Source organism: Rhizobium sp. FG113 (genome assembly GCF_057809895.1).
In genome coordinates this window covers 63,217-77,336 of record NZ_JBMDKV010000013.1, presented here as the reverse complement: position 1 = coordinate 77,336, position 14,120 = coordinate 63,217, and the positions used below count along the sequence as shown (strand labels likewise).

Genomic DNA, 14,120 nt, shown 5'->3' with positions numbered 1-14,120 from the left:
GCGTCAGAACGCGAGTTGAATCTTCATCGATTTCGTACGGTCACCGGCAGCTTCGAATGCTGCGACGGCGTCCTCAATCGGATATGTGCCGGTTAGAAGCGGCTTCAGATCGACGCGGCGCTGGTTGATGAGGTCGACAGCCAAGCCGAATTCCTCATGAAACCGGAATGTCCCCTTCATCTCGATCTCCTTGGCGACCACCATGTTCTGTGGGATGGATACGTCGCCGCCAAGACCTAGCTGCACCAGCGTGGAGCGAGGACGCAGCACCTCAAGACCGGACCGAACCGCGCGTTCATTGCCCGACGCTTCGAACTGCACGTCGAAATATCCCTTGTTGGACGAGTAGGCCGAGAGCGCATCTGGATTATTGGCCACATTGATGACGCGGTCGGCGCCGATCTCCAGCGCTTTTCCCAAAACAGTGTCGATGACATCGGTCGCGACGACCTCGCGGGCACCATGCGCCCGCGCCGCGATGATGGCGAGCGCACCGATCGGTCCGCAGCCGGTGACGAGGACGCGCTTCCCGATGAGCGAACCGGCACGATTGACACCGTGCAACGTCACGGCGAACGGCTCGGCCATGGCGGCCTCATTGATCGAAATCCCCTCGCCGACCTTGTGGCACTGGTATGCGTCGGCGACCAGCCGCTGGCGGAAGGCGCCCTGAATGTGCGGCATCGGCATGGCGGAACCATAGAACCGCATGTTGAGGCAGTGGTTCTGCTCTCCACGCAGGCAATACTCGCACTCATTGCATGGTCGGCTTGGGGATACGGCGACACGATCGCCGACGGTCAGATGCGAAACACCCTCGCCTAGTGCCTTGATGGTACCAGCCACTTCATGACCGAGGATCATCGGCTCGCGAACGCGAACCGTGCCGAAGCCACCATGATTATAATAGTGGAGATCGGAACCGCAAATGCCGCCCGCCTCGACGGCGACCTCCACCTGCCCGGGCCCGAGAGCCTCAGCGTCCCGCTCTTCAACGCGCAGATCCTTTGCTGCGTGGATAACCACTGCTTTCATGATTCTTCCCTTACACAACCGGCGTTGGCAGCGACTGGCCTGCAAAATGCGCTGAAAGATTGTCGCGCACGAGCTGTCCCATCGCCTTTCTAGTCTCAACCGTACCCGAGCCATGGTGCGGCTGCAGCACGACATTGTCGAGTGTCAGGAACCGCTGATCGATATGCGGCTCGTTGTAAAAGACATCCAGGCCGGCCGCCTTGATGGTCCGCTGCTGCAGAGCGGCTATCAGCGCCTCTTCGTCCACCGTCGATCCGCGCGACACATTGACCAGGATTCCATCCGGCCCCAGCGCCTTGAGAACCTCGGCGTTGATGATGTTCTTCGTCGCATCGCCACCGGGTACGATAACGATCAGAAACTCCGACCACGCAGCCAGGGCACGGAGATCTCCCTGGTGGTGATAGGGCAACTGCGACTGCGGATTGCGTGAAAAGTAGCGTACCTCACAATCGAAACCGCTGACCCGGCGCGCGATCGCCTGGCCGATCCGCCCCATCCCGACAATCCCAACCCGCTTTCCGCTGACACGAGTGACAAGCGGCATTGGCTTCGTTCCCCACATACCGGAGCGGACCAGTTCATCGCCGCGCGGGATCAGTCGTGCCGCCGACAAGAGCAAGCCGATTGCCATATCTGCGACGTCATCCGACAATACGTCAGGCGTATTGGTGACCCGAATGCCGTTTTCCCGAGCATGGACAAGGTCGACCGCATCAGTGCCCACGCCGTAGACGGAAACTACCTCGAGCTTGGGAAGGCTCTGCATCAGCTCTGCCGATGCGCCGAGTTCGCCGCGGGTCGCGATGGCTCTGATCTTGCTGCCATTCTCTTTGAAGAAAGCATCACGATCCGTGGCTTCATAGAGCTTGTGGACGACATAGCTATTCTCAAGGTCAACCATGTCCCATTCCGGGTATGGACCTGCGAGCAGGATTTCAGGCTTGGACATGTTTCCTCCGTCAGATGGTTCTTTCGCCGCACCGATAGGCAATCGTCGCCGAATGCGCGATTGCGATCGAGGCAATACGTTCGACCGGTTGGTCAATTTCGATGGTGATGACGTCACGTTCTTCAACCGGCAATTCCAAGGTCCGCAGCTGGCTGTCGAGTAGCGAAAGCGGCATGTAATGTCCCTTGCGTGCTGACAGACGCGCCGCCAATGTTGCGCGCGCTCCCTGCAGGAAAACGAACCTTATCGGCCGCGCTGCCCTTTCTCTCAACAGGTTCCTGTAAGACCTTTTCAGTGCGGAGCAGGAAATAACGATCTCGGCACTCGCTCGCAGTTCGTCGCCGAGATTTTCCAACCACGGCTTGCGGTCGTGATCATCAAGAGCGATCCCGGCGGTCATCTTTTCGACATTAGCTTGCGGGTGACGGCTGTCGCCTTCGATGAAGCAATAGCCCAATCGCGAAGCGAGCAACTTGCCGACCGAGGTTTTTCCGCATCCCGACACGCCCATGACAACCAGAGGACCGAGCCCTAGGCTAGAGACAAGTGGTGATGCCGCCATCGACATAAAGCGTGTGTCCGTTCACAAAAGATGATGCCTTGCTGGAAAGGAAAACTGCGGCACCGACGAGTTCATCGACATCACCCCAACGAGCGGCCGGCGTGCGTTTTTCAAGCCAGGCGGAGAACTCGGCATTGTCGACAAGCGCCTGGTTGAGCGGCGTCTTGAAGTATCCCGGTGCTATCGCATTAACCTGAAGACCGTGTTTGGCCCAGTCGGCGCACATGCCGCGTGTCAGGTTTTTCACCGCTCCCTTCGTCGCCGTGTAAGGCGCAATGCCGGGACGGGCGAGCTCGCTCTGCACGGAGGCGATATTGATGATCTTGCCGCAGCCGCGGGAGATCATGTGACGTGCAACCGCCTGACCGACATAGAAAACGCTCGATATGTTCGTCCGCAGCAACTGCTCCCACTTCTCAGCCGGGAAATCCTCGAGCGGCGTGCGAAACTGCATGCCGGCATTGTTGACGAGGATGTCGATCGAGCCGATCTCGCGCTCGATCCTGTCGACGCCGAGCGCGACGGCGCTGGCGTCAGTGACGTCGAAATCGGCCGTTGCGACTTTGTGGCCCAAGCCTGTAAGATCTTTTGCGGCAGCGGCCAGCTTTTGAGGATCCCGGCCGTTGAGAACGATGCTTGCGCCGTGCTCTGCAAGCCCCCTAGCTAGGGCCAGCCCAATTCCCTGAGACGAGCCAGTTATAAGGACCGTCTTTCCGGAAAGATCGAAGAGCGGATAGGTCATTGCGTTACTCCAGAGTGGCTCAAGCCTCGACGACCAGGCCCTTGGCCTTGAGGACGGCCTCAAGGTTGGATACTTCCACGACCGACTTGCCGGCCTTGTAAGCCGCGATGTAACCGGCCTCTGCGTCCTCACGCGCCTGAGAAAGCCTTGCAACTTCCACAGCTTCATTCTTGCGCACCACGACAAGGCCATCAGCATCGCCAACGATGATATCGCCAGGGTTGATGATTTCGTCGCCGATGGTTATCGGTTCGTTGGTTGCGCCAAGCGTTTCCTTGACAGTTCCCTTGATGCAGACACTCAAAGAGAACACCGGAAAGCCGAGTTCGCGGAGCTGAACCGTGTCGCGAACGCCGGTGTCTGTTACGAGACCACCGATGCCCTTGGCGAGGCAGGCATTTGCCAGTACGTCTCCGAAGGAGCCCGCCTCTTCATATTCGCCGGCGGAAACCACAATGATATCGCCAGGCTGCGCGTAGTTGATCGCTACCTGCAGCATGATGTTGTCACGCGGTGCGCATTTGACAGTGAAGGCCGGACCGCAAAGCTTCATACCGTGATCGACCGGCTTGATGCGCGACGACAGGGCGCCTTTGCGGCCTTGCGCTTCGTGGATCGTCGCAGGCGAGAATTTGGCAACGGCAGCAATCTCATCCTTGGACGGGCGCTCAATCTTCTGGTTCAGCTTGATCATGTTTTCCTCCTTGCGGGCAAAGGACCTGCCCAATGCTGCAAGCGTTTTATCAACGTGCTGACCCATCTCGCAAATATATGTTATGGATTTCAGCTATAACATTTCGATATGAGAGAGCGGCTTCCGGAGAGAGTTTCCACGGTCGATCCCGCGCCGAAAGTTGATCTCGGCGCAGGGCAAAGCGATCAAGCAGAAGCTAATGCAGGATCTGGCTGAGGAAGAGCTTGGTGCGCTCGTGCTGCGGATTGTCGAAGAACTCGGCGGGCGAGTTCTCCTCGACGATCTGGCCCTGGTCCATGAAGATGACGCGGTTGGCGACCTGGCGGGCGAAGCCCATTTCGTGGGTCACGCAGAGCATCGTCATGCCTTCTTCTGCAAGACCGACCATGGTGTCGAGCACTTCCTTGATCATTTCAGGATCGAGCGCCGAGGTCGGCTCGTCGAACAGCATGATCTTCGGGTTCATGCACAGCGAGCGGGCGATCGCCACGCGCTGCTGCTGACCGCCGGAGAGCTGGCCCGGATACTTGTTGGCCTGCTCGGGGATCTTCACGCGCTTGAGGAAGTGCATGGCGATCTCTTCGGCCTGCTTCTTCGGCATCTTGCGCACCCAGATCGGCGCCAGCGTGCAGTTTTCCAGGATCGTCAGGTGCGGGAAGAGGTTGAAGTGCTGGAAGACCATGCCGACTTCGCGGCGCACTTCGTCGATCTTCTTCAGGTCGTTGGTCAGTTCCGTGCCATCGACGATGATCTGGCCCTTCTGGTGTTCTTCCAGGCGGTTGATGCAGCGGATCATCGTCGACTTGCCGGAGCCGGAAGGGCCGGCGATGACGATGCGCTCGCCGCGCATGACCTTCAGGTTGATGTCGCGCAGCACGTGGAAATCACCGTACCACTTTTGAAGATTGACAATATCAACTGCGGGGATGGTCTGAGACATCAGGCTTGTCCGGAATTGGTTGTTAGCGGGTACGCTTGACGGCCGACAGGAAGGAGCGGACCTCCTCAGGCGCGTCATCGGAGAAGAAGGCAGCCGGCGCTCCGCTGAACTTCAGCTCACCCTTCTTGAGAAACCATATCTGATCAGACACTTCCCGAGCGAAGCCCATTTCATGGGTAACGCACATCATCGTCATTCCCTCCTCGGAAAGCTTCCTGAGGAGCTTGAGAACCTCACCCACCATCTCGGGGTCAAGCGCACTTGTTGGTTCGTCGAGAATGAGTACACCGGGTGTCAAGACAAGCGAGCGCGCGATTGCAACACGCTGAGACTGCCCACCCGATATGTCCGCCGGCAGCGACTTTGCCCGCTCGGCAAGCCCAACGCGCGTCAGCATGTCCATCGCGATCGGCTCTGCCTGCTTCCGCGACTGGCCGCGGATGCGCTGCAGCGGCAGCATCACATTCTCGAGGACCGTCAGGTGTGGGAAGAGATTGAACTGCTGAAACACGAAACCGATGCCGGTTCTAAGCGTGTTGACATTGACGCCGGGTGCATGAATGTCGGCGCCATCGATCGTTATCTTGCCTTCCTGAATCGGTTCCAGGCGGTTGACGGTACGCGCCAACGTCGATTTTCCCGATCCTGACGGTCCGCAGAGCACGACGGTACTGCCTTTAGGCACAGTAGCGGAGATCGAGGTGAGCACCTGAAGGGCGCCGAACCATTTCGAGACCTTGCTGAACTCGATCATGCCAGAGCCTCCACGACAACCCGCCCTGTCCGTTTCATGGCGATCCGGCGCTCGAGCCAGTTCGTGGCCTGGGAAAGGCAGAAACAAAGAATGAAGTAGGTCGCCGCAAGGATGCCAAAAATCTGAAGAGGCTTGGTCACCTCGTTAGAATTGACCTGCAGCATCACGTACGAGAGTTCCGAAACAGCAATGATCGATCCAAGCGAACTTTCCTTAATGATCGTCGTCAGCTGATTGATGATACCGGGAATGACGTTGAAAAGCGCTTGCGGCAATACAACCCTGAACGTCGTCGGCACGTAGCCAAGACCAAGCGCCTTGGCCGCTTCAACCTGCCCTTTCGGCAACCCCTTGATCCCGGCGGCTATGATCTCTCCAAGATAGGCCGTCTGGTAGATGACGATGGCGACTACGAGCGTGACGGTCGCATCGATCGGAAAGCCTGTCAGCATCGGCAGCGCGAAGTATGCCCAGAAGATCAACATCAGTAGCGGAATGGCGCGCACGCAATGCACGAAGCCTGCAGCGAGCTTCTGGAGCCAGACAACGTTTCCCGTGCGTGCAAGCGCGATGAGAACGCTGCAGGGGAAGGTAGCAAAAAGGCTGACGAACGAGATGATCAGAGTGAGCGCGAGCCCGCCGAGCTTACCATGCGGATACTCGCCGACCAGCAGCATCAATCCATATTCCTGGAGAATGTCCAACATCACTTGACCCGCAACTGGAAGCGCTTTTCGAGCAGGGAAGAAACCCACATGATCGCGAAGGAAATGAGCATGTAGATCGCCGTGGTGATCCCATAGGACTCGAAGATCCGGAACGACTGCTCCTCGACATATCGCGCCTGATAAGAGAGCTCCGCGACGCCGATCGCCGCACCGAGGCTGGTAGCCTTGAACAGTATCAGCGTTTGACCGAGAAGTGCCGGCAGCGCGAGCCTCCAAGCCTGCGGCAGGATCACCCAACGCATGGCGCCGAGATAGTTGAGCCCGATCGACCTTGCCGCTTCCATTTGCGCGGGATGGATCGAGCGCAGTCCGCTGCGGAAATCTTCCGACATGTAGGCGGCTTTGTTGAGCGCAAGCGCGACGATCGCGTAGCCCATTTCCGCCCCGATATCGTTCAGGAAATCGTTGATGCTATCAGGCAGGATCACGGCAAAGCCGAAGTACCAGACGAAGAGCTGGATCAGGATCGGCACATTGCGATGGTATTCGACAAAGGCAGCGACGATGAAATTGGTCGGTTTGAATTCTGTCGCCCGGATGACGGTCACGATGATCGCGAGAACCAGTCCAAGCGCCCAGGAGACGACGAAAAGTATCATCGTCGTCTCCAGGCCCTGCAGGATCATGTCCAGATATTGGCCCTGCAGGACCTTGCCGAAGTCGAGTTGGTAACCCATGCGTTTAGGCCTTAGTCGATCAGTTCGTAAACCAGGTTTCCTGGGGTTTGCCGAATTCGAACTTGCGGGTCGACTTCAGATCGGAATCCTTACCAAGCCACTTGTCGTAGAGCGCCTGGCCTTCACCGGATGTCTCAAGTCCAGCCAGGAAGTCGTTAGCGGCCTTTACCATCTCCGGCGAGCCTTTGCGGAAGGCAAAGCCCGAAGGCATCGACAGCAACGGCTCGTCGAGGAAGCGAAGAGCCTTGATGCCATCACCGGCATTACGCTCGACCGCCTTGCCTTCGGAGTAGCGATAGACCGTCGCCTTCACCTTGCCTTGCTGAAGTGCCAGGAACGATGCCGCACTCGTCTCGAACGACAAAACGCGCGCGTCCGGCAGGCGCTTTTCTGTCAGCGGGATCAGAACCGAACCCTTCACGAGCCCGATACGCTGACCAGAAAGGTCGTCCACCGACTTGATGTTGGATTGGTCGAGGACCACGAAATTGAAATCCTCTGCAATGTATGCGCCACTGAAATCGACCTGCTCGGCACGCTCCTTGCTGTAGCTCAGCAACGAGGCGAGCACGTCGACGCGGCCTTGCATAAGCTCCGCCATGCGGGTCTGTGGCGAAACCGGCACGAGTTCGGCCTTAACGCCGATCGACTGCGCAAACTTCTGGCAGATGTCAATTTCGTAGCCAGCGGGTTCGCGTGTCTTCGGATCTTGGAAGCCGAGCGGCGGTGAATTGGTCAAAACTCCGCAGGTGATCTTCCCCGCCGTCTTGACGTCATCGAGCTGACCCGCCGAAACGGCCTGGGTCAAAGCCATCAATCCAAAGACGGAAGCGGCAAGTGTGGTCTTGAAGCTCATGATTTCCTCCTACTGAGCGTCCCCTCGCTGTCTATCCGTTTAAGCGGCTTGCGCTATTCTCACAAATATATATTGAAGATGACTGCTATAAATATCCGTTATGGGGGCATCACGAAGAACGTGGCACTCGATCTCCTAAAGTTGCGTTATTTCTCCAAGATCGCTGAATTCGGCTCATTTACGCGCGCCGCGCATGAACTTGGCGTGGCTCAACCGGCGCTCAGCCTCCACATGCGCTCGCTTGAAGAGCAGCTTTCCGTCCAGCTGCTGACCCGCACGCCGCGAGGTGTTGTCGTAACAGAGGCGGGCACGACGCTTTTGACCCATACTCAGGCTATTCTCAAGGCGCTCGACCAGGCCGAGGCGGCCACGAAAGAGCAGGCCAAGAATCCGACTGGCGAAGTATCCCTTGGCGTGCTCGCGTCGATTGCGCCGTTGATTGCCTTACCGATCTTGAAGATCTGCGAGGAACGCTTCCCAAAAATCCGACTGACGATCAGCGAGGGCGACAGCCAAACCCTTCGCGCGGCGATTGAAACCAAGGCGCATGATCTGGCCGTCAACCTCGGCGAGGTTGCACGTCCGACCGCATCGCCTCTCTTTGACGAAACACTGTACGCGGTCGGCCCGGCCGGACATTTCGCCGGTGACGGCGCAACCATTTCGATCAGCCAGGCGCTCGACCTTCCCCTCATTCTTCCGACGCGCCGGCATGGCATCCGTATCCTGCTCGAGCGCGAGGCCCTTATTCTCGCGAAACCAATCAACATCGTGCGAGAAATCGAAGGGCTTGCCAGCACGAAGGCCGCAATCGCCGCCGGCTTCGGCTTTACCGTGTTGGGACGCGGGGCGGTCTTCGAAGACAGTCAAAGAGGCACGCTTTCGGTGCTCCCCCTTGCCGGAAAGGGATACACTCGGCGCCTGGTCCTAGACAGTCCGGTGGATCACCCACCAACGAAGGCAGTCGTTGAGGTCAGGAACATCCTTCTTGAGGTAGTCCTCAAGCTTGGTGAAGAGGGGAATTGGTCGTGGGCCGGCCACGAAGCGGCGTAGTCGCAAGTTTGCCAGATACGAGCCAATCGCCAAAACGGCAAAAGCAAAGAGGCGGCCAGACAAACCAGCCGCCTCGCGCTGTCAAGTAGGAGGATCTTGACGTGTCGGCCAGCAGATCAGGGGATTGGATCGAACTTCAGTTCTGAGAGCGGAACGACTTTATCGGTACGCGTCATCTTATACTCGGTGTTCGGCCCAAGCCACGTATCCCAGATCTTGTTGATCTCGCCATCATCGTCGAGCTTGTGCAGGATCGCGTTGACCTTCGCGGTCAGCGCAGGCTGGTCCTTCTGCATGCCGATGCCGATCGGCTGGTAGAGCATCGGATCCTCGATCATGCGCATCTTCTTGCCGCGCACCTGGGATTCGTTGACGAGCTTGGTAATGGTCATCGTGTTGGCGACCATGCCACGCGCCTTGCCCTGCTGCAGCGCGAGATAAGCAGAACCGGTGTCCTGAAACGTCAAAGGGTCGGACTTGTTGAGCTTGATCGAAAGTTCGGACGTCGACCCCTTGCTCGAAGCCAGGCGCTGCCCCTGATAGTCCGCCTTTGTCTTGCCCTGGTCGTCCGCGGGAACCATCAGCATTTCCTTGGCAACATAGTAGGGGTCGCTGTACTGAATCTGCTCCGCGCGACTTTGCGTGTAGGCGAGGTTGGCGACTGTGATATCGACCCGGCCAAGCTTTACCTCCGAGACGCGGGCTTCAACCGAGATCGGCTTGATCTCCGCGTTGACGCCAAGCTCGCGCGCAACGGCCTTACACAGATCCACGTCGAAGCCGACCATCTCGCGCGTCTTCATGTCAGGTGAGGAAAAAGGGGGAACGTCGGCATAGGTCGCGCAACGCAGCGTCTTGTTGGCAAGGATCGTTTCAAGCTGATCGGCCTTTGCGGGAAGTGCCGCGGCGCCGGCCAGTATCAGGCTGACTGTAATGCATTTCCAGTTCATTGCTGTTCTCCGTTGTTATGAAGTCTTGTGCGTCAATGCCGCAGGTCGGATAGGAAACGCTGGGCGCGTGGATGACGGGGGTTCTTGAAGAATTCATCTGGCGTCGCAGACTCGAGAATTTGGCCGGCATCGATGAACCAGATCCTATCCGCGACATCGCGTGCAAAGTTCATTTCGTGCGTGACGCACAGCATGGTCATGCCATCGGCTGCCAAGCTCTTCATGACCGCCAGCACTTCACCGACCATTTCCGGATCGAGCGCGCTCGTCGGCTCGTCGAAGAGCATTACAGGCGGCTCCATGGCAAGCGCACGCGCAATCGCGACGCGTTGCTGTTGTCCGCCCGAAAGCTGAGCCGGAAAGGCATTTGCCTTGTCGGCCAAGCCGACACGATCAAGAAGTTTCGTCGCCTTCTCCCGTGCGAGCTTTGCCGGTACGCCCTTTATCTTGATTGGCGACATCGTGACGTTTTCAAGCACGGATAGGTGTGGAAACAGATTGAAGCTCTGGAACACAAAGCCAATCTGGCTGCGCAACCTGTTGAGCTCTGAGGCACGCATCTTTGCGTGGATATTCTGCCCCTCGAACTCGATTGCACCGCTGCTGATTTCCTCCAGCCGATTGACCGTTCTGATCAAGGTCGACTTTCCCGAACCAGAGGGTCCGCAGATGACAACCACTTCGCCGCGCTTGACTTCGGCATCGATGTTCTTGAGGACCTGATAATCGCCGTAGCTCTTGCTGACGCCGGCAAGGCGAATGGCCTGCCCATCCTGCGGATTTGACTGAGACGCGGTCATAGTTGCTCCGTAAGTGTTTTGAGGGCCAGGTTTTCAGCTGGAAGGCGGGCGTTGACCGGCCCGGCGCGCCGGCGTGCGATCCGTTTTTCGACGCTGTTTGCGACGAAAGTCAGCGTCCAGCAAAGCACGTAGTAGACGAGGGCAAGGACAAGGAAGACCTGGAAGGGCTGTGTCAGCAGCTGATTGTTGACCTGACTCGCGGCAAAGGTCAGGTCGGGAACGTTGATGACATATCCGAGCGTCGTGTCCTTGATCGTCGAGACAAATGTCGAGATCATGCTCGGAATCATGTTGTAGAGCGCCTGCGGCAGGATGACATACCGCATCGCACCGAGATAACTATGGCCAAGGGCACGCGCGGCATCCATCTGCCCCTGCCCAAGCGAGACGATCCCCGCCCGCACGACTTCACTCAGAAAAGCGCCTTCGTAGATCACGAGCGTAACGAGCATGATCCAGAAACTCGGGACGTCAGCTCCGGTCCACAATGGGACGACGAAGTAGCACCAAAGAATAAGCATCAGCAGCGGCACGCCGCGGGTGACATAGACAAGAGCGGTTACCGGCCATCTCAGCGCCCGGAATTTCGAAAGGCGGGCAAGCGCCAGTAAGATGCTGAGCGGAAAGGCAAGTGCGATCGCAAGGGCGGACAAAACCAACGTGTTCGCCAGCCCGCCCAACGGACCGTTCGGGTATTGGCCAATCAGCAGCAGCAGCCAGTAGTCGTGGATGATGTTGACGATATCCTGGATCATCGACGTGCCCTCAGGACCGGGTCGGCGCGCATCGAGATGGCGGCACCAGCGCCCATGATAATGAGAGAAAAGAACAGATAGATCAGCGTGCCGACCAGGTAGATTTCGAACGTCCGGAAACTGACATTGTCAATTTCCTTGATCGCGTGTGTCAGCTCAGAGGCGCCGACGACGATTGCAAGACTGCTGTTCTTGAAAAGGGAAACAGAGTGGTTAATGAGCGGCGGCAAAGCGTTGCGGACACCTTGCGGCATGATCACGAAGCGCATAGCAGAGACGTAACTGTGCCCAAGCGCCTTCGCCGCCTCCATTTGCCCGGGGCTCACCGCCCTTAGGCCGGAGCGCAGGTCCTCGCTGAAATAGGCAGCCTGACACAGACCAAGCCCGATAACCGCGAAAATCGCTTCTGCGTTGTGCTCAGCGAGCCATCCGGTCACCGCATCCGGCATGAGTGTATAGATGCCAAAATACCAGAGCATCAGCTGAACGAGCGTTGGCACGTTGCGATGGTACGAGACATAGGCTTTAACAATCGGGTCGGCGAACCGGAGTGGCGAAATACGAAAGCCAAGGAGCAGGATCGCAAGCGCCATCGCTAGGACCCAGGAGCCAATGTAGATGACAAAGGTCATCTCGATGCCATGCAAAAGCATGGAGCGATAATCAGGGTTGGAAAGGATAGCCGAGAGATCGAATCCGCTCACGGCCGCGCCCCCACCTGATCCTTGTTTTCGCTAAGAGCTTGTGGCTTTGCGGTCTGCAGGCCGCCCATTACCTGAAGGGTCGGCGTGATCTCCATATGACCAATGTTGACGGCAACGGGTGCGGCGATCGCAAAGGCAATCGCGTCGGCAATGTCACTTGCCTGGGGCAGTTCGAAGCCATCGATGAATCGTTCGCGAACGCTGGGGTCATTGCCGTGCACGTGATTGAATATATCGGTGGCGACGCGCCCAGGGCATACCTCCGTCACCCGAACGCGCTTGCCAAATGCGTCAATACGCAGCTGGTTCGACAGCATGGCAACGCCAGCCTTGACGGCATGGTAGGTCGAGTTGCCGCCGAAATTGTAATTGCCTGCGATCGACGAAATGTTCACGACGTGACCGCGATCCCGCGCAACCATGCCCGGCACGACGAGACGGCAGATATGAAGGACAGCACGCAGGTTGACGTCGACGAGCAGGTCGATGTCGCTCTCATCGGCCTCAAGGAACTTTTTCGGGCGATCGACCCCGGCGTTATTGACGAGAATGTCGAAGTCGACCCTGCCAGCAAGTTCGGCAATCGCCTGGCGATCGGTCACGTCGATCACATGCGCGATGCATCCAGTACGAGCTGCAAGCTCGTTCAGTGCAGGTTCACTGCGCGCGATGGCGTGCACCTCGACATTTTCCCGGCGCAAGCGCTCTACCACCGCCGCGCCGATCCCTGAGGACGCGCCCGTGACCAGTGCTGTCTTGTAATCTGAGAAAGGCATTTGCGTTCCCTTTTTGATTGGAATGGAGCTTAGCGGAGCTTTCAGACCTTGCCTAAGACCGATTATTTCTGACCTAATAAGCAAGTCTTATGGACCGCGACAGCGCCTCGGGGGGACGAGCATCGGCTGACAGTCGGTGCGCTTTCTTCACATGGGTGGCAGGTGGTCCGCGTTGCAAATGCCAACGCCCTCAGTAAGATCGATGCTCAAAAGCATCGGAAAAACGCGACTCACATGGATATCAAACGCCTCAAGTCCTTTATCACTATCGTCGATAGCGGCAGTATCACGCGAGCCGCCGATATCCTTCATCTTGCCCAGCCTGCACTCAGCCAGCAGCTAGCCGCTCTTGAAGAGCATTTCGGGCAAAAGCTGCTCATCAGGAGCCAGCAAGGCGTCAGCATGACTGATGCCGGCCATGCCGTTTATCGTCACGCACAGATCATCCTGCGGCAGATGGAGCTTGCACAAGCAGACGCATCTGCTGCGGGAAATTCGCTTGCCGGCCGGGTTTCGGTTGGCTTGGTTCCTTTTAGCAGCGCGGCAATGCTCTCCGTCGAGCTGCTCGCCGAGACGCGCAAACGCCATCCCGGCATTCTCCTGCACCTGACCGAAAGTGTGGGCCAGACCTACAGTCAGCTTATCATGAACGGGCGACTGGAGATGGCGCTCATCCACGGCATTGGCCCGATCAAGGGTGTCCGTTTCGAGCCTATCCTCAGCGAAGAGTTTTATATCGTAGCGCCACACGATTTCTCTATCGAGGCCGATACTAAACCGCTCCCCGTGGGCGCCTTGGACGGCGTGCCTTTGCTTTTGCCACCTTCGTACAATTTTGTGCGCCGCGCCGTCGAGACAGCCTTTACGCGCAGCAAGATCAATCTCAAAGTGGTTGCCGAGGTGGAGGTTGTTCGCACGCTGGCGCGTGCGGTCTCAAGCGGGCTGGGTGCCACGATCATGCCGAAGGCCATCGCGGACCGGATTGTCAGTGAATCGACTGAACCTCTAGTATGCAGGCTTGTCTCCCCGAGGATCGAGGAAACACTGTCGCTTTGCACATCGGATCAGAACGCCTTGTCGGAACCGGCACTTGCTGTTCGCGATATCCTTGTCGAACTGACAGAGAGCCTGAAGATGTAGAA

Annotated in this window: 17 protein-coding genes; 2 read left to right on the top strand and 15 right to left on the bottom strand. The window is 57.9% G+C overall.

The window, feature by feature from the left end; translation table 11 throughout:
- Positions 1-3: 3 nt before the first annotated feature.
- The 10 genes from ACODTZ_RS24620 to ACODTZ_RS24575 form a co-directional block, all read right to left on the bottom strand.
- Complete coding sequence (locus ACODTZ_RS24620) at positions 4-1,035, bottom strand: L-idonate 5-dehydrogenase (RefSeq protein WP_489028848.1); 1,032 nt, start codon at positions 1,033-1,035, stop codon at positions 4-6.
- 10 nt (positions 1,036-1,045) lie between these two features.
- Positions 1,046-1,987 (bottom strand): 2-hydroxyacid dehydrogenase, encoded by a 942-nt coding sequence (locus tag ACODTZ_RS24615; protein ID WP_489028846.1) that lies wholly within the window; start codon positions 1,985-1,987, stop codon positions 1,046-1,048.
- Between the two features lie 10 nt (positions 1,988-1,997).
- Positions 1,998-2,555 (bottom strand): gluconokinase, encoded by a 558-nt coding sequence (locus tag ACODTZ_RS24610; RefSeq protein ID WP_489028844.1) that lies wholly within the window; start codon positions 2,553-2,555, stop codon positions 1,998-2,000.
- A complete protein-coding gene (locus tag ACODTZ_RS24605; protein WP_489028842.1) occupies positions 2,524-3,291 on the bottom strand; it encodes an SDR family oxidoreductase in 768 nt (255 codons plus the stop codon). Before ACODTZ_RS24605 ends, ACODTZ_RS24610 begins: the two co-directional genes overlap by 32 nt.
- A 19-nt stretch (positions 3,292-3,310) precedes the next feature.
- On the bottom strand, positions 3,311-3,985 hold the full coding sequence (locus ACODTZ_RS24600) for a 4-carboxy-4-hydroxy-2-oxoadipate aldolase/oxaloacetate decarboxylase (RefSeq protein ID WP_489028840.1): 675 nt from the start codon (positions 3,983-3,985) through the stop codon (positions 3,311-3,313).
- Between the two features lie 196 nt (positions 3,986-4,181).
- Positions 4,182-4,925 carry an amino acid ABC transporter ATP-binding protein gene (locus ACODTZ_RS24595; protein ID WP_489028838.1) on the bottom strand — a complete coding sequence of 248 codons (744 nt, stop codon included), beginning with the start codon at positions 4,923-4,925 and terminating at the stop codon, positions 4,182-4,184.
- 22 nt (positions 4,926-4,947) lie between these two features.
- Entirely contained in the window at positions 4,948-5,679 is a 732-nt protein-coding gene (locus ACODTZ_RS24590; protein WP_489028837.1) for an amino acid ABC transporter ATP-binding protein, read from the bottom strand.
- Entirely contained in the window at positions 5,676-6,386 is a 711-nt protein-coding gene (locus ACODTZ_RS24585; protein WP_489028836.1) for an amino acid ABC transporter permease, read from the bottom strand. Before ACODTZ_RS24585 ends, ACODTZ_RS24590 begins: the two co-directional genes overlap by 4 nt.
- The gene (locus ACODTZ_RS24580) at positions 6,386-7,084 is read right to left on the bottom strand and encodes an amino acid ABC transporter permease (protein WP_047515231.1); all 699 of its coding nucleotides are present in this window, start codon (positions 7,082-7,084) and stop codon (positions 6,386-6,388) included. Before ACODTZ_RS24580 ends, ACODTZ_RS24585 begins: the two co-directional genes overlap by 1 nt.
- A 19-nt stretch (positions 7,085-7,103) precedes the next feature.
- On the bottom strand, positions 7,104-7,940 hold the full coding sequence (locus ACODTZ_RS24575) for a transporter substrate-binding domain-containing protein (RefSeq protein ID WP_489028835.1): 837 nt from the start codon (positions 7,938-7,940) through the stop codon (positions 7,104-7,106).
- A gap of 120 nt (positions 7,941-8,060) precedes the next feature.
- Between ACODTZ_RS24575 and ACODTZ_RS24570 the strand changes: the two genes are divergently transcribed.
- Positions 8,061-8,993, top strand: a complete 933-nt coding sequence (locus ACODTZ_RS24570; protein WP_489028833.1) for a LysR family transcriptional regulator — start codon at positions 8,061-8,063, stop codon at positions 8,991-8,993.
- 116 nt (positions 8,994-9,109) lie between these two features.
- Here the strand turns inward: ACODTZ_RS24570 and ACODTZ_RS24565 are convergent, their stop codons facing one another.
- From ACODTZ_RS24565 to ACODTZ_RS24545, 5 genes are read right to left on the bottom strand one after another with little or no spacing between them, the layout of a single operon-like run.
- On the bottom strand, positions 9,110-9,943 hold the full coding sequence (locus ACODTZ_RS24565; protein ID WP_489028831.1) for an ABC transporter substrate-binding protein: 834 nt from the start codon (positions 9,941-9,943) through the stop codon (positions 9,110-9,112).
- 32 nt (positions 9,944-9,975) lie between these two features.
- On the bottom strand, positions 9,976-10,743 hold the full coding sequence (locus ACODTZ_RS24560) for an amino acid ABC transporter ATP-binding protein (protein WP_047515222.1): 768 nt from the start codon (positions 10,741-10,743) through the stop codon (positions 9,976-9,978).
- Positions 10,740-11,498, bottom strand: a complete 759-nt coding sequence (locus ACODTZ_RS24555; RefSeq protein WP_047515219.1) for an amino acid ABC transporter permease — start codon at positions 11,496-11,498, stop codon at positions 10,740-10,742. Before ACODTZ_RS24555 ends, ACODTZ_RS24560 begins: the two co-directional genes overlap by 4 nt.
- Positions 11,495-12,202, bottom strand: coding sequence for an amino acid ABC transporter permease (locus tag ACODTZ_RS24550; RefSeq protein WP_047515216.1), 708 nt, complete (start codon positions 12,200-12,202; stop codon positions 11,495-11,497). Before ACODTZ_RS24550 ends, ACODTZ_RS24555 begins: the two co-directional genes overlap by 4 nt.
- Positions 12,199-12,978, bottom strand: coding sequence for an SDR family oxidoreductase (locus tag ACODTZ_RS24545; RefSeq protein ID WP_047515213.1), 780 nt, complete (start codon positions 12,976-12,978; stop codon positions 12,199-12,201). The genes ACODTZ_RS24550 and ACODTZ_RS24545 overlap by 4 nt, the downstream gene beginning before the upstream one ends.
- A gap of 234 nt (positions 12,979-13,212) precedes the next feature.
- On the opposite strand from ACODTZ_RS24545, the gene nac reads away from it, so the two are divergent.
- Positions 13,213-14,118 carry a nitrogen assimilation transcriptional regulator NAC gene (gene nac / locus ACODTZ_RS24540; protein WP_047515210.1) on the top strand — a complete coding sequence of 302 codons (906 nt, stop codon included), beginning with the start codon at positions 13,213-13,215 and terminating at the stop codon, positions 14,116-14,118.
- Positions 14,119-14,120 lie beyond the last annotated feature (2 nt).

Bases quoted from the DNA above. Each gene is read 5' to 3' on its own strand.
- ACODTZ_RS24560 (WP_047515222.1), bottom strand. From the start codon at position 10,743: ATGACCGCGTCTCAGTCAAATCCGCAGGATGGGCAGGCCATTCGCCTT.
- ACODTZ_RS24555 (WP_047515219.1), bottom strand. From the start codon at position 11,498: ATGATCCAGGATATCGTCAACATCATCCACGACTACTGGCTGCTGCTG.
- ACODTZ_RS24600 (WP_489028840.1), bottom strand. From the start codon at position 3,985: ATGATCAAGCTGAACCAGAAGATTGAGCGCCCGTCCAAGGATGAGATT.
- ACODTZ_RS24605 (WP_489028842.1), bottom strand. From the start codon at position 3,291: ATGACCTATCCGCTCTTCGATCTTTCCGGAAAGACGGTCCTTATAACT.
- ACODTZ_RS24545 (WP_047515213.1), bottom strand. From the start codon at position 12,978: ATGCCTTTCTCAGATTACAAGACAGCACTGGTCACGGGCGCGTCCTCA.
- ACODTZ_RS24590 (WP_489028837.1), bottom strand. From the start codon at position 5,679: ATGATCGAGTTCAGCAAGGTCTCGAAATGGTTCGGCGCCCTTCAGGTG.
- ACODTZ_RS24620 (WP_489028848.1), bottom strand. From the start codon at position 1,035: ATGAAAGCAGTGGTTATCCACGCAGCAAAGGATCTGCGCGTTGAAGAG.
- ACODTZ_RS24575 (WP_489028835.1), bottom strand. From the start codon at position 7,940: ATGAGCTTCAAGACCACACTTGCCGCTTCCGTCTTTGGATTGATGGCT.
- ACODTZ_RS24565 (WP_489028831.1), bottom strand. From the start codon at position 9,943: ATGAACTGGAAATGCATTACAGTCAGCCTGATACTGGCCGGCGCCGCG.
- nac (WP_047515210.1), top strand. From the start codon at position 13,213: ATGGATATCAAACGCCTCAAGTCCTTTATCACTATCGTCGATAGCGGC.
- ACODTZ_RS24615 (WP_489028846.1), bottom strand. From the start codon at position 1,987: ATGTCCAAGCCTGAAATCCTGCTCGCAGGTCCATACCCGGAATGGGAC.
- ACODTZ_RS24610 (WP_489028844.1), bottom strand. From the start codon at position 2,555: ATGTCGATGGCGGCATCACCACTTGTCTCTAGCCTAGGGCTCGGTCCT.
- ACODTZ_RS24580 (WP_047515231.1), bottom strand. From the start codon at position 7,084: ATGGGTTACCAACTCGACTTCGGCAAGGTCCTGCAGGGCCAATATCTG.
- ACODTZ_RS24585 (WP_489028836.1), bottom strand. From the start codon at position 6,386: ATGTTGGACATTCTCCAGGAATATGGATTGATGCTGCTGGTCGGCGAG.
- ACODTZ_RS24595 (WP_489028838.1), bottom strand. From the start codon at position 4,925: ATGTCTCAGACCATCCCCGCAGTTGATATTGTCAATCTTCAAAAGTGG.